The sequence below is a fragment of the Streptomyces sp. NBC_00461 genome (assembly GCF_036013935.1).
In the GTDB taxonomy this organism is placed as follows: Bacteria; Actinomycetota; Actinomycetes; order Streptomycetales; family Streptomycetaceae; genus Streptomyces.
This window is the reverse complement of sequence record NZ_CP107902.1, coordinates 5,758,511-5,771,511: the sequence shown is the minus strand read 5'-3', so window position 1 is coordinate 5,771,511 and position 13,001 is coordinate 5,758,511. Positions and strand designations below refer to the sequence as shown.

The following is a 13,001-nucleotide window of genomic DNA, read 5'->3' as shown; positions in this document are numbered from 1 at the left end:
TCAGCCGTTCATGACCCCCTGAATCGGCATGAACGACCCACCCGACACGAACAGTCCGCTGCCCGCCGTGCCGCCCCCGCTGTTCGCGGGGAGGCGGATGCCGAAGAGTTCGCCGTCCGACGGGCTCTGGGGGGTCAGCAGCACGCCGTTGCGGGACTTTCGGGCCTCTACGGCGAAGCCTCGGTATTGGCCGGAGAGACTGTCCGTCGTGCCGGCCGCGATGAGGCCGATGCCGCCGTCGGCGCCCTTGCGGACGACTGCCTCCAGGGCCTCGTCGAGGCTTGTGTCGTAGAGGAGTTCGGCGTCGTCGGCGACGACCACGTAGGAGCCGTTCGGCGCCTTGGTGGTCAGCTCTTCCAGGTCGTCCTCGCGACTGTCGGCGTTGAGCACCCCCAGGACTCCGTCCCTGCCCTCCAGGTCACGGAGCGGGGAGCGTCGCGGGGTGACCAGTACTACCGGGGTTCCGGCACGCAGCAGGGACTCGGTCGCGGCCAGCAGCAGTGTGGAGCGGCCGGACTTCGGCGGGCCCGCGATGACGAAGCCGGGGCCGTTCTCCTCCAGGTCGACGCCGACGGGGTGGAGTTCGTCGCCGCCGACGCCGATCAGCGCCCAGAGGCGGGACGACGGAGCGAAGTCGAGGTCCAGGGCCAGTGCCTCCGACGCCGTGATGCGGGACGGCAGCGCGTCCACCCGCAGAGGGCGGCGGTTGGCGGGAATACGGGCGTACTGTGCTCGCGCCTCCTCCGCGATCTCACGCAGGGCACGCACCTGCGCCTGTCCCGCCGGGTCCTCGGCCAGGAGGCCGATCTGGGTCTCGTTCACGCCCGTGTCGGTGATCCGCAGCGCACGGCCCGGAGGCATGTTCTTCGGGACCTCGCGAGGCTGGAGCCCGGCCGTGGCGTAGTCGCTCGGGTCGGCGAAACGCATGACGAGCCGGTCCGCGAAGGCGGAGGAGACATGACCGCTGAGGCCGCTGCGGTCGGCCGTCATGACCACTTTCAGCCCCACTGCCGAACCTTCACGGAAAATTCGCTGGGCCGCTTCGAGCAGCGAGCCGTAGTTGTAGTTCTCGAAGGTGGAGGCGAAGCCCTCCCAGCTGTCCAGGAGGAGCACCATCCACGGCAGCCGGTCCTCCGGCGCCGCTGAGGCGCGCTGTTCGGCGGTACTGGACGCGCCCTCCATCGCGAGCAGCCGCTGCCGGCGGGCGATCTCCGCGAGCAGGCGGTCGATCAGGCGTCGTACGCGATCGGGTTCGTCGCGGGTGACCACGGCGCCCACGTGCGGCAGCCGCATCAGCGGCAGCAGGGCGTTGGAGCCGCAGTCGATGCCGTAGAGGTGCACGTCGTGCGGGGAAGTGGCGCGGGCCAGCGAACCGGCCAGCGTGCGCAGGGCCGTCGAGCGGCCGGAGCGGGCACCGCCGAGCAGCAGCGTGTGCTCGCCGTGGACCAGGTCCAGGGCGAGCGGCGTGCGGCTCTGCTTCGCGGGAAGGTCGATGAGGCCGTACGGGATCGGTGCGACGTCGGCACCGGAGCCCGCCGCCCCGTATCCCTCCAGTTCCTGGAGGGTCACCTGTTCCCCGAGCGGCGGCAGCCACGGGCTGCGCTGTTCGCCGTAGCCCATGCGGGCCGCGCCGTCGCGGACCGCGTCGACCAGGACCGCGAGGTCGGTGACCATGGTGCCGTCGTCGTCGGCCTGGTTCTGCTTGGGGAGCGGGCGGCCGTAGGCGTTCCAGGCCAGGGGCTGGAGTGTCGCCTTCGGGCCGGTCTGGCCCGTTGCCGGGCGGCGTCCACCGATACGGGCCGACTGCACGCCGACCAGGGACTGGGCGCCGGAGCGGACGTACATGCGACCGGGCGTCGACTTCGCGATCGCGCCCGAGTCCGGGGCGTCGATGACGTCCTGGGATTCCGAGGCGTCCGTCACGCGCAGCGCGATCCTGAGGTTCGTGTTGGCCCGGATGTCCGCGCTCACCACACCCGCCGGGCGCTGCGTCGCCAGCACCAGGTGCACACCCAGTGAACGGCCTCGACGGGCGATGTCGACCAGGCCCGCGATGAAGTCCGGGAGTTCGGCGACCAGGGACGCGAACTCGTCGATCACCAGCACCAGTCGGGGCATGGGCTCCAGCTCGGGGCGGAGCTTGCGGGTGTCGTTGTAGTCCTCGATGTCCTTGGCGGCCGCGTCGAAGAGGATCCGCTCGCGCCGGTGCAGCTCGGCCGCGAGCGAGGCCAGGGCCCGCTCGGTCAGATGGGCGTCGAGGTCGCTGACCATGCCGACGGTGTGGGGCAGCCGGGCGCAGTCCATGAACGCGCTGCCGCCCTTGTAGTCGATGAGGACGTAGTTCAGGGCGTCCGGACGGTTCGCCACCGCGAGTGAGGCGATGATCGTCTGCAGCAGCTCCGACTTACCGGCACCCGTCGTACCGGCCACCAGGGCGTGCGGTCCGTCCCTGCGGATGTCCAGGACGAACGGACCGTCCGCCGCGATGCCGATCGGGGCGGCGGTCGTCGCGCCACCCGTGTGCCAGATGCGCTCCACGTCCACACCCGTGGGGTTGGGCATGTTCAGCAGGTTCAGCAGCCGGGCCGAGGTCGGCAGCGCGGCGCCGGCGTCGTCGCGGCTGACGTCCCGCACCGGCGCCAGGGAGCGCGCGAGCAGCTCGCACCACTCGTAGGTGACCTGGTCCGCCAGGATGTCGCCGACGCCCTCCATGCCGTAGCCGCGCACCCGGACGTGGTGGGCGGCGTCGGGGGACCAGGCGACGACGGCCTTGCACTCCTCGGGGAGGAGTCGCTCGTCCTCGTCGATGCAGAGGGCGATGATGCCGTACTGCGGTCCCTCCGTGAGGAGTTGGGGGACGCCGGGCACGCGGCGGAGGAGGCGTGCACCGTCCAGGATGAGCAGGATGTTGGCGTCCGGGTACAGCTGGCCCATCGCGTTCTGCTGTTCGCGGGCCGCCTTGCGGCGGGTCAGCTCGTTCAGCAGCTCGTTGACCCTGCGGGTGATGCCTTCGGAGTCGAAGCCGACCAACGCCACGCAGTCCTGCCCCTGTTCGGGGTTGGTGTGGGGCAGCCAGTGGGTCCAGTGCCACTCGGCTCCGGCTGCCTGGGTCGCCGACAGGGACACGAGGGAGAGGTCGCGGGGGCTGTGCAGGACGGCGGCCTGGACGCTGATCCACCGGGCGGTGGCCATCGCCCGCGCGCGGTCACCGGCGATGCCGACGACGCCGAGCCTGGTGAAGGGGAGGGTGACCGGGACGTCCGGCAGCACCGGGGGCTGCGGGGTGTCCTCGTCGCCCGACAGGCCGCCGCGCGCCAGGGCGAGTTCGACGTCGGACTCCAGCCCGCCGACGCCGATCCTGAGCAGCATCGCGTCCGGGTCGGTGAGACGGCGCTCCCACAGGCGACGGCGCGGGCCGGTGGCGAAGAGCAGGATCTCGGCCGGGTCGGGGGCGTCCTGACGGCGGGCGCGCTGCTCCTCCTTGCCGAGGACGACCAGTTCGGCCTTGTGTTGAGCGAGGTCCTTCTTGTACTGCTTCAGCGAGGTCTTGTCCTTCTTCTTGCCCTCGCGGTTCTCGCTGATCCACTGGCCGAGCATCATCAGCGGGCTCATGAGGCAGAACGCCAGCATGTAGACCTGTTTGGTGACGAAGTACATGCCCAGTCCGAAGAACAGGGGCATGATCGCCATGAGGAGCTGGAACTTGGCCTTCTCCCCCTTGCCGGGCGGGACCGGCACCACGAGCCTTCGTCGTGGTCTGAGGGGGGACAGCCTGGGCGGGCGGTTGTAGGCGAGGCCGCCTTCGCTCATCAGGGACAGATGGGCGTCGGGTTCGGCCACCCGGTCGAGGACGAGGAGCGAGTCGCCGACCCGGACGACGCCGCCGAGCGGCCAGGACGCCCCGGTCTCCACCGCTTCGTCGTCGAGCAGTACCTCGGCGCCGCCTTCGGCACTGACCTTGGTCTCGCCCTGCAGGTCGATCGTCACCCGGAGCGCGACCTGCGGCAGCGACGGGTCGGACACGGGCAACGTGCAGGTCGGCGCGGATCCCACGGTCGCCGCTCCCACGCCCAGCCGGACCACCCGGCCGGCCGCGGGTCCGCCGGCCACCCTCAACTCGTACTGGCCGACCGGCTCGCCCTTGCGCAGGAGCGGGCCTATCGAGTCGTCCACGGAGACGCGCATGCCGTCGCGCAGTACGGTGGCGGCCGGTGCCGCCGGATCGCAGTACAGACCGTCGGCCCACAGCGAGGGAGCCCGGGTGTCGGCCGCTCCGTAGCCGGGCATCGGTACCGCGGTGGTGCCCGGCATCTGCACCACGTTCCCCGTGCCGTGGCCTGGGTGCGGTGCGGGGTGCCCGAGGGCCGCCCCCAACACCTCCGCGACATCGCCGGCGGTGGCCATGTCGTCCGTTGCGATCACAACGTCGTGCGGCTCACCACCTTCCTGCACGACCGTGACCAGCATCCGCATGGCGGTCATCCTCCCGTCGGCCCCTGTGGCCACGTGCGTTACATCAGCTAACGGAGACTAATGGCAGTGGCTGCTTCCGCGCTCGGCCGCCCGGGCATCGGGCATCGGGCGACCGGCGGCGGACGACAGCGTCAGCGGCGGACGACGGCGTCAGACGGCGGGCAAGGCGTAGACCTCCTGCCCGCCGGTCACCAGCAGCCGGTTGCCCGACAGGGCGATCTGCCAGCGGGTGCTGGGGCAGCGCCCAGTTGGACGGTGCCGTCGGCGGGGGTCGCGTAGGGGTTGACGGCTGCCGGCGTCCCGTAGCCCGGGGTGGGCGCGCCACCGTATCCGGGCGCTTGCGGATAGCCGTATGCCGGTGCGGGCATACCGGTCGGCGCCGGTCCGAAGGAAGCTGCGGCAGGAACCGGGGCAGGCGGGGCCTCCGCCTCCAGGTCCAGGATCCCGGCCGCGTGCGTGGCGATCGTCGAGGCCACCGCCGAGGGGAGCCAGTCGTTGAGCACGCGCTCGACGCCCTGCGGTGCCAGCCCGGCCACGATCTCGGCGGGAGCGGGCCGGTTCGCCGGGTCCTTCTGCAGACACGCGCGGACGAGCCCCATCAGGGACTGCGGTACGCCGTCGAGGTCCGGTTCCCCGTGCACGACCTGGTACAGCAGCGCGGCGTGCGAGACAGCGCCATCTCCGAAGGCGCCGCGTCCGGTTGCCGCGAAGGCGAGCACGGCGCCCAGTGAGAAGACGTCGCCCGCGGTACCGGCATCCCGGCCGAGCGCCTGCTCCGGCGACATGTAACCGGGAGACCCGACCACAACTCCCGTCTGCGTCATACGGTTTCCGTCCACCGCCCGCGCGATGCCGAAGTCGATGACACGCGGGCCGTCGGCGGCCAGCAGCACGTTGGACGGCTTCAGGTCGCGGTGGATCAGGCCCGCCGCGTGGATCTCCTGGAGCGCGGCGGCCAGCCCGGCGGCGAGCGCGCGCACGGTCCGCTCCGGCAGCGCGCCGTGCGCGGCGACCACGTCCGTGAGGTCCGGGCCGAGCACGTACGACGTCGCGAGCCAGGGCAGCGGCGCGTCCGGGTCGGCGTCGACGACGGGCGCCGTGTAGCGGCCGGAGACAGCTCTCGCGATCTCGACCTCGTGCCGGAAGCGGCCACGGAAGTCGGCGTCGGCCGCGAGATCGGGCCGTACGACCTTCACGGCGACGGTACGGCCACCGGGCGAACGGGCGAGATAGACGCGCCCCATGCCGCCGGCACCGAGGCGCCTCAGCATGCGGTAGCTGCCCAACTCCCGTGGATCGTCAGGCTGTAGTGCGTCCATGGCGAGCTGTTCCCCCGTCGTCTTCACTTCGCGTGCTGGCGTTCGCTATCGCAGACACAGTAGTGATCGACGGTACGAGGGAGGGTGGCGGGGCTCGGGCGGGAGATCGACCGAGCCGCGGTACATGGGTACATGAAGGAGGCGACCCTGGCGGGGGGCGAACTCTGACCTCGCCGCCCCGTCGGGCCCGGCCATGGCTCTCCCTACGGCTCCAGCAGATCCACCTTCACATCCGCCGGGAACCCCGTCGTCGGCCCCACGCGCCGGGCGAATTCCGTGACTGCCGCCAGTTGCGGGCCTCCGAAGCGGAAGTCCAGCGTCGTGAAGTACTGCTCCAGGACCCGCTCGTCGAACTCCTCCCAGCGGGCCGCCTGCTCGGCGACCTTGCCGACCTCTTCCAGGGAGAGGTTGCGGGAGGCGAGGAAGGCCTCGTGGACCTTGCGGGTGATCTCCGGTTCGCGCGCGAGGTAGTCGCGGCGGGCGGCCCAGACGGCGAAGACGAAGGGGAGGCCCGTCCACTCCTTCCACAGCGTGCCGAGGTCGTGCACCTCGAGGCCGAACCGCGGCCCGTCGAGGAGGTTCGCCCGCAGGGCCGCGTCCCCGATGAGTACGGCCGCTTCGGCCTCCTGCATCATCAGGCTGAGGTCGGGCGGGCAGGTGTAGTAGTCGGGCTGGACGCCGTAACGCTCGGCGAGGAGCAGCTGGGCGAGACGGACGGAGGTGCGCGAGGTCGACCCGAGGGCGACCCGGCGGCCGTCCAGCTGGTCCAGCGGGACCTGCGAGACGATCACGCAGGACATCACCGGGCCGTCGCATCCCACCGCGATGTCCGGGAAGGCGACCAGGTCGTCCGCGTTCTTGAGGAACTCGACCAGGGTGATGGGCCCGATGTCGAGGTCTCCTTGCACCAACTGCTCGCTGAGCTTCTCCGGGGTGTCCTTCGTCAGCTCGAAGTCGAGGAGCGTGCCCGTCCTCGCGAGCCCCCAGTACAGAGGCAGGCAGTTCAGGAACTGGATGTGGCCGACGCGCGGCCGGGTGCGAGAATTGTCCACATCGCGAGGCTAGACCCTATGGGGTACGGTGCACCCTTCAGGGTGGTGCGGCGCCTTTGCCGGTGTCCCGTCAGCCCCTTGCGGCACTTTCAAACGTTCGGGTGACGTGATCTTGCCCTCTATTGCTTTCGGCTGCCTGCGTGCTAGGCTCGCCGCAAGTTGCAGTTTGGTTTCCCTTGCAGTACAGAGCCTGCGGAGCATGTAACCGCGGGCTCTAGTCGTTTTCAGACGTATGCAGTAGTGCGGGACTTGTTTTCACACTTGCAGGGTTCTGGAGCAGGGCAACCCTTTGGGCCCAAGGAGGGCTTATGGCTACCGGAACCGTGAAGTGGTTCAACGCCGAAAAGGGCTTTGGCTTCATCGCCCAAGAAGGCGGCGGCCCCGACGTCTTCGTTCACTACTCCGCGATCAATGCGAGCGGCTTCCGCTCGCTGGAGGAGAACCAGCAGGTCTCCTTCGACGTGACCCAGGGTCCGAAGGGCCCGCAGGCGGAGAACGTCACCCCCGTCTGAGTCTTCGGTATTCGGAGCCTGGTGCTTTGATCCGGAACAGATAGCAGTACCCAAGGAGCCCCGTGCCGCAAGGCAACGGGGCTCCTGCCTTTCCCGCACGGCCACACAGCTCGTGGGCGAGAACTCACGCGTGTCCCGCGCGAGAACTCACACGTGCTGCATCACCAGCACGAATGTCGTCCCGGGCGCCAGCGCCTCGTACGTGTGCGGCACGTCTCCTCGGTACGCCATGTAGTCCCCCGGGCCGAGCTCCGCCTCGTCGTCCGGCGGGCCCGCCTTCACCCGGCCGGCGCTGACCACGATGTGCTCGACGGTCCCCGGAATGTGCGGTCGGGAGTCGCGGACGGTGCCGGGCTCCAGCCGGACGGAGTAAATGTCCCGGCGGGCTCCAGGCGGACTGGCCGACAGCAGGGTGGCCAGATAGCTGGACTGCTCGGAGTGCACGGTGGGCCCCTCGCCCGCCCGGATCACCTGAACGGCCGGTGCCGGCGGCTCCACCAGTGCGCTGAACGGCACGCCGAGCGCCACCGCCAGCGCCCAGATCGTCTCCATGCTCGGATTCCCGCTCGCCGCCTCCAGCTGGGACAGCGTGGACTTGGCGATCCCGGCCCGTTTGGCCAGCTCGGACAGGGAGAGCCCGGCCCGGGTGCGCTCGCGCCGCAGCGCCGCGGCGATCCAGTCGAGGGGGAGCCGGGAGGGCGGAGGCGCGTCGGACATGTTGTTCGCTCCATCGGTACGATCGTTCGCCTTGACGAACACGGCAGCTGTTGTCCATTCTAGAGAACATGCGTTCGCTGCAACGAACACTCAGCAGGGGTCTGGACAGAGGCATCGGCACAGGCCTCAGCAAAGACCTCGTCCGTGACAGCTCACTGGTCTGGCTCGCGAGCGGCATCGTCGGTGTGTCCTTCGGCGCGATCTCCGTGGCCGGCGGTCTGCCGGTGTGGGTTCCGGTGGTGATGTCGCTGGTGGTGTACGCGGGATCGGCCCAGTTCAGCGCGGTGGGCGTGCTGTTGGCCGGGGGCGGTCCGCTCGCCGCGGCAGCCACGGGCCTGCTCCTGAACACCCGGACGGCCGCGTTCGGCCTCGCGGTGGCGGACATCCTCGGGCGGGGGCGCGCGGCGCGGCTGCTGGGCGCCCATCTGGTCACCGACGAGACGGTGGCCTTCGCTCTCGCCCAGCCGGATCCGGTACGGCGCCGGGCGGCGTTCTGGGTCTCGGGCATCGGCCTGTTCGTCGTGTGGAACGTGGGCGTCCTGGCCGGAGCGCTGGCCGGGGACGCCCTCGGGGACACGGCGACGTACGGCCTGGACGCGGCCTTCCCCGCGGTGCTCGTGGCGCTGGTCCTGCCCACCCTGCGCGAGGACGCGCGCATACGCCGGTGTGCGCTGCTCGGAGCCGCTGTGGCCCTGGCGGTGACACCGGCCGTTCCGGCGGGGGTGCCGGTGCTGATGGCACTGGCCGGACTGTTCCTGTACGGCCGTAAGGAGGCGGCGAAATGACCGCGACCGTTGCGCTGATCCTGGCTCTGGCAGTGGGGACGTACGCCTTCCGGCTGGTGGGGCCGGTGTTGCACGGGCGGGTGGAACTCCCGGACCGGCTGCAGGAGTTGATGGCGGCCGGGGCGGTCGTCCTGCTCGTCGCGCTGTTGGCGACGGGGGCGCTGACCGAGGGCGGCGCTTTCGCCGGGTGGGCGCGGCCGGGCGGCGTGCTGGTGGCGGGTGTGCTGGCCTGGCGGCGGGCGCCGTTCGCAGTGGTGGTGCTGGGGGCGGCGGTGACGACGGCGGTGCTGCGGATGACCGGGGTGGGGTGAGCGGCCGGGTGCCGGGGCGGGGCGGCGCTGTCAGTGGCCGCCGGTAGCGTCCCCGGCCATGACCGACACCGACTTCCTCACCGCCACCCGCACCTTCTACGACGCCGTGGCCGACGACTACGCCGACCAGTTCCGCGACGGACTCACCCACCGGCCCCTGGACCGGGCCCTGCTCACCGCCTACGCCGAACTCGTGGGCGGTGACGGGCCCGTGGCCGACCTGGGATGCGGACCGGGCCGGACCACCGGGTACCTCGCCTCGCTCGGTCTGCAGGTGTTCGGGCTGGACCTGTCGGAGGGGATGCTGTCGATCGCGCGCCGCGAGAACCCGGGGCTGCGGTTCGAGCAGGGGTCGATGCTGGACCTCGGCCATGCGGACGGCAGCCTGGCAGGTGTCGTCTCCTACTACTCCTCCATCCACACCCCTGTGGACCGGCTCCCGTCCCTGTTCGCCGAGTTCCACCGTGTGCTGGCTCCCGGCGGTCACCTCCTGCTCGCCTTCCAGGCCGGAGACGTACCGCGCCGCCACGACAACCCGTGGGGCCACCCGGTCTCGCTGGACTTCCAGCGACGCCGCCCGGAACACATGGCCGACCTGCTGGCGGAGGCGGGGTTCGCGCTGCTGTCCCGGACCGTGCGCGAGCCGGACGAGGAACTCGCGGAGCTGGTCCCGCAGGCCTGCCTCATCGCCCGCAAGCCCCGCGGGTAGTGCGCCGGCAGGCAACATTTGCCCTTTGAGGAGCGGCGTCCGGTGCGTGCTCTGGGGGTCCCCCGGCCGGAGGCTGGGGGAAGTGCCGGGTGCGGGCCCTCGTACTGGACGGACGTACTCGGGTCTGTGCCCGGTGCGGCGAGTGGGGGCACCTCCCACGCCCTTGAGGCAGTGGGGGAGCGTGCCGGGCGTCGCGGCGGGGCGAACGTTGCCTGTCGGGGCACTAGCCGGGACGCCGGTCCGGCACCCGCTCCCTCCGGTGCGCCGTCGGCGGAAGATGGCACGGTGATGTGGCCCGGCTCCCGCAGCGGAAGGTGACTCCTCGATGCCCCTGCCGAACCTCCTCGCGGTCTTCGCGCACCCCGACGACGAGTCCCTGTCGGCAGGCGGTGTGCTCGCCCGGCACGCGGCCTCGGGGGCTCGGACCGCCGTCGTCACGGCGACCTGGGCCGAGGGGACGTGGCGTGCCGCGGAGCTGGCCGACGCGCTGCGCGTCCTCGGGGCCGGAAGGCCCCGGATGCTCGGGTACGCCGACGCGAAGGTGCCGGAGTCGGCTCCGGGCAGCCCCCGCTTCTGCGACGCGCCGCTCGACGAGGCGGTGGGGCGGCTGGTCGGGCACATCCGGGAGTTCAGGCCGGACATCGTCGTCACTCATGACGCGTACGGCGGGCTGAGCGGGCATCCCGACCATGTCCACGCCCACCGGGTGACCGTGCTCGCGGTGCAGGCCGCCGGCTGGGGCGGGCTGTACCCGCAGGCCGGCGCGCCCTGGCGGCCGGGCGCCCTGCACCTCGCCACGCATCCCGACTCCGCCGCCCGCGCGCTGGGCGGCGTCCTGCTGCGGCCGGGCCGGGCGATGTACAGCGTGCCGGACGAGTGGATCACCGCGGCCGTCGACGTCGGGCCGTGGATCGGGCGGAAGCTGGACGCCGTACTGGCTCATCGCAGTGAGGTGGAGCGGGGCGCCCTGCCGGGGCGGCTGGCCGCGCTCGCGCCGGAGGTCCGGGCCAGGGTGATGTCCACCGAGTGGTACGTGCGGTACGGCGCCGTGACCGGCCCGGCGCGGCCCCTGCCCGGGCTCACCGTGTGACGGGGGCGGGCGGGCACCTCAGCGCTCGTACAACGCTTCCACGTGCGCCGCGAAGTCCCGCATCACCGTCTCCCGGCGCAGTTTCATCGACGGCGTGAGATGGCCCGCCTCCTCCGTGAAGTCCCCGGGGACGATGACGAAGCGGCGGATGGACTCCGGGCGGGAGACCAGTTTGTTCGCCTCGTCCACCGCCCGCTGCAGGATCACCCTCAACTCTTCGTCGTCGACCAGGAGTTCGGCGGGAACGGGGTGCCTGCCGTTCATCCGGCGCCAGTGGCTGACGCCCTCCATGTCCAGGGTGATGAGCGCGGCGATGTAGGGGCGGCGGTCCCCGACGACCATGCACTGGGAGATCAGGGGGTGCGAGCGGAGCCAGTTCTCCAGGGGCGCCGGCGCCGTGTTCTTGCCGCCCGCGGTGATCAGGATCTCCTTCTTGCGGCCGGTGATGGTGAGGTAGCCCTCGTCGTCCAGGCGGCCGATGTCGCCGGTCGGGAACCAGCCGTCCGTGTGGGCCGGGATCACCCCGCCGCCCTGCGGGTCCCAGTAGCCGCGGAAGACCTGGCCGCCGCTGAGCAGGATCTCGCCGTCGGCCGCGATACGGACCTTCGTGCCGGGCATCGGCCAACCGACCGTGCCCAGGCGGGGTTTGAGGGGTGGGGTGACCGTGGCGGCGCCGGTGGACTCGGTGAGGCCGTACCCCTCGTAGATCTCCATGCCCGCGCCCGCGTAGAAGGCCGCGAGGCGGCGGCCGAGCGGGGAGCCGCCGGAGATGAGGTGGCGGATCCTGCCGCCCATGGCGTTGCGGATGCGGCGGTAGACGAGCTGGTCGTAGAAGGCACGGGACGTCTTCAGTGCGGCGCTCGGGCCGGAGCCCGTGCCGGCGTGGCGGGCCTCCATCGCCTCGCCGTAGCGGACGGCGACACTCGCCGCGCGGTCGAAGGCGGAAGCACGGCCGCCGGACTCCGCCTTGGCCCGCGCGTTGTTGTAGATCTTCTCCAGCATGTAGGGGATGCAGAGGAGGAAGGTCGGGCGGAACGTGGCCAGGTCGGCCAGGAGGCCTTCCGCGTCCAGGCCCGGGGCGTGGCCCAGGCGGACCCGGGCCCGGATGCAGGCGATCGCCACCATGCGGCCGAAGACGTGCGACATGGGGAGGAAGAGGAGGGTGGCCGGGTCCTCCGTCGACTTCGATTTGAAGATCGGGTAGAGGAGTTCGGTCGCGTTGTCGACCTCCGCCAGGAAGTTGCCGTGCGTGAGCACGCAGCCCTTGGGGCGGCCGGTGGTGCCCGAGGTGTAGATGACGGTGGCGAGCGTGTCGGGGACCAGCATGCCGCGGCGTACGGCGACCTCCTGCTCGGGGACGGGCGCCCCGAGTTCGGCCAGTCGCTCCAAGTGCCCCTTCTCGACGATCCACATGTGGCGCAGATCGGGCAGCCGGCTCAACTCCGGGCCCAGGGCCGCGGCCTGACCCGAGGTCTCGGTCACCAGGGCGACCGCGCCGGAGTCCTGGAGGATCCACCGCGTCTGGTAGACGGAGGACGTCGGGTAGATCGGCACGGTGACGAGGCCGGCGGCCCAGGCGGCGAAGTCGAGGAGCGTCCACTCGTAGATCGTCCGCGCCATGACGGCGATACGGTCGCCGGCGACCAGGCCTTCCGAGATCAGCCCCTTGGCCAGCGACATGACCTGTGCCGCGAACTCCGTCGCCGTCACGTCCGCCCAGTCCCCGTCCTGCGTACGGTGGCTGAGGACGCGCGCGTCGGGTGCGGCGTCCGCGTTGTCGAACGGCAGGTCGGCGAGCGAGCCGTGGGTGGGCGGCGCGACGAGCGGCGGCACGGACGCCTCGCGCACCTCCCCGCCCAGCCGACGGATCTCGGGCTCGACGAGCTGGGGCACGCCGTCGTAGTCGGACGCGGACGGGTAGGGCACGGACACGGACATGGCAGCTCAGCTCCTGGGGCGTGCAGCTCGATCCCGCTCTGCTGTGAAGTACGTGCAGTGCGTGCCGAGACGTTCACCGGCGGTGCGCGGCTCAC

The 13,001-nt window shown here is 71.4% G+C and carries 10 protein-coding genes; 5 read left to right on the top strand and 5 right to left on the bottom strand.

The window, feature by feature from the left end; genetic code table 11:
- The 3 genes from OG870_RS27065 to OG870_RS27055 all read right to left on the bottom strand — a co-directional run bounded on the left by OG870_RS27065 (nucleotide 1) and on the right by OG870_RS27055 (nucleotide 6,844).
- Nucleotides 1-4,473 carry an FtsK/SpoIIIE domain-containing protein gene (locus OG870_RS27065; RefSeq protein ID WP_266844883.1) on the bottom strand — a complete coding sequence of 1,491 codons (4,473 nt, stop codon included), beginning with the start codon at nucleotides 4,471-4,473 and terminating at the stop codon, nucleotides 1-3.
- A gap of 188 nt (nucleotides 4,474-4,661) precedes the next feature.
- Complete coding sequence (locus OG870_RS27060; protein ID WP_405624670.1) at nucleotides 4,662-5,792, bottom strand: serine/threonine-protein kinase; 1,131 nt, start codon at nucleotides 5,790-5,792, stop codon at nucleotides 4,662-4,664.
- Between the two features lie 203 nt (nucleotides 5,793-5,995).
- A complete protein-coding gene (locus OG870_RS27055; RefSeq protein WP_266519322.1) occupies nucleotides 5,996-6,844 on the bottom strand; it encodes a menaquinone biosynthetic enzyme MqnA/MqnD family protein in 849 nt (282 codons plus the stop codon).
- Nucleotides 6,845-7,152: 308 nt separating this feature from the next.
- Between OG870_RS27055 and OG870_RS27050 the strand changes: the two genes are divergently transcribed.
- The gene (locus OG870_RS27050; RefSeq protein ID WP_003992177.1) at nucleotides 7,153-7,356 is read left to right on the top strand and encodes a cold-shock protein; all 204 of its coding nucleotides are present in this window, start codon (nucleotides 7,153-7,155) and stop codon (nucleotides 7,354-7,356) included.
- A gap of 147 nt (nucleotides 7,357-7,503) precedes the next feature.
- Here OG870_RS27050 and OG870_RS27045 read toward each other — a convergent pair whose 3' ends face one another.
- Nucleotides 7,504-8,073 (bottom strand): helix-turn-helix domain-containing protein, encoded by a 570-nt coding sequence (locus tag OG870_RS27045; RefSeq protein ID WP_266589226.1) that lies wholly within the window; start codon nucleotides 8,071-8,073, stop codon nucleotides 7,504-7,506.
- A gap of 68 nt (nucleotides 8,074-8,141) precedes the next feature.
- Here OG870_RS27045 and OG870_RS27040 point away from each other — a divergent pair, with 68 nt between their 5' ends.
- The 4 genes from OG870_RS27040 (at nucleotide 8,142) to OG870_RS27025 (ending at nucleotide 10,968) form a co-directional block, all read left to right on the top strand.
- Complete coding sequence (locus OG870_RS27040; RefSeq protein ID WP_266589224.1) at nucleotides 8,142-8,858, top strand: AzlC family ABC transporter permease; 717 nt, start codon at nucleotides 8,142-8,144, stop codon at nucleotides 8,856-8,858.
- Entirely contained in the window at nucleotides 8,855-9,169 is a 315-nt protein-coding gene (locus tag OG870_RS27035; protein WP_266519316.1) for an AzlD domain-containing protein, read from the top strand. The genes OG870_RS27040 and OG870_RS27035 overlap by 4 nt, the downstream gene beginning before the upstream one ends.
- A gap of 58 nt (nucleotides 9,170-9,227) precedes the next feature.
- A complete protein-coding gene (locus tag OG870_RS27030) occupies nucleotides 9,228-9,878 on the top strand; it encodes a class I SAM-dependent DNA methyltransferase (protein WP_266589222.1) in 651 nt (216 codons plus the stop codon).
- A gap of 325 nt (nucleotides 9,879-10,203) precedes the next feature.
- Nucleotides 10,204-10,968 (top strand): PIG-L deacetylase family protein, encoded by a 765-nt coding sequence (locus OG870_RS27025; RefSeq protein ID WP_266589220.1) that lies wholly within the window; start codon nucleotides 10,204-10,206, stop codon nucleotides 10,966-10,968.
- An 18-nt stretch (nucleotides 10,969-10,986) separates the two neighbouring features.
- Here OG870_RS27025 and OG870_RS27020 read toward each other — a convergent pair whose 3' ends face one another.
- Nucleotides 10,987-12,906 (bottom strand): AMP-dependent synthetase/ligase, encoded by a 1,920-nt coding sequence (locus tag OG870_RS27020; protein WP_266519310.1) that lies wholly within the window; start codon nucleotides 12,904-12,906, stop codon nucleotides 10,987-10,989.
- Nucleotides 12,907-13,001: the final 95 nt, after the last annotated feature.

Bases quoted from the DNA above. Each gene is read 5' to 3' on its own strand.
- OG870_RS27040 (WP_266589224.1), top strand. From the start codon at position 8,142: ATGCGTTCGCTGCAACGAACACTCAGCAGGGGTCTGGACAGAGGCATC.
- OG870_RS27025 (WP_266589220.1), top strand. From the start codon at position 10,204: ATGCCCCTGCCGAACCTCCTCGCGGTCTTCGCGCACCCCGACGACGAG.
- OG870_RS27060 (WP_405624670.1), bottom strand. From the start codon at position 5,792: ATGGACGCACTACAGCCTGACGATCCACGGGAGTTGGGCAGCTACCGC.
- OG870_RS27020 (WP_266519310.1), bottom strand. From the start codon at position 12,906: ATGTCCGTGTCCGTGCCCTACCCGTCCGCGTCCGACTACGACGGCGTG.
- OG870_RS27050 (WP_003992177.1), top strand. From the start codon at position 7,153: ATGGCTACCGGAACCGTGAAGTGGTTCAACGCCGAAAAGGGCTTTGGC.
- OG870_RS27030 (WP_266589222.1), top strand. From the start codon at position 9,228: ATGACCGACACCGACTTCCTCACCGCCACCCGCACCTTCTACGACGCC.
- OG870_RS27035 (WP_266519316.1), top strand. From the start codon at position 8,855: ATGACCGCGACCGTTGCGCTGATCCTGGCTCTGGCAGTGGGGACGTAC.
- OG870_RS27065 (WP_266844883.1), bottom strand. From the start codon at position 4,473: ATGCGGATGCTGGTCACGGTCGTGCAGGAAGGTGGTGAGCCGCACGAC.
- OG870_RS27045 (WP_266589226.1), bottom strand. From the start codon at position 8,073: ATGTCCGACGCGCCTCCGCCCTCCCGGCTCCCCCTCGACTGGATCGCC.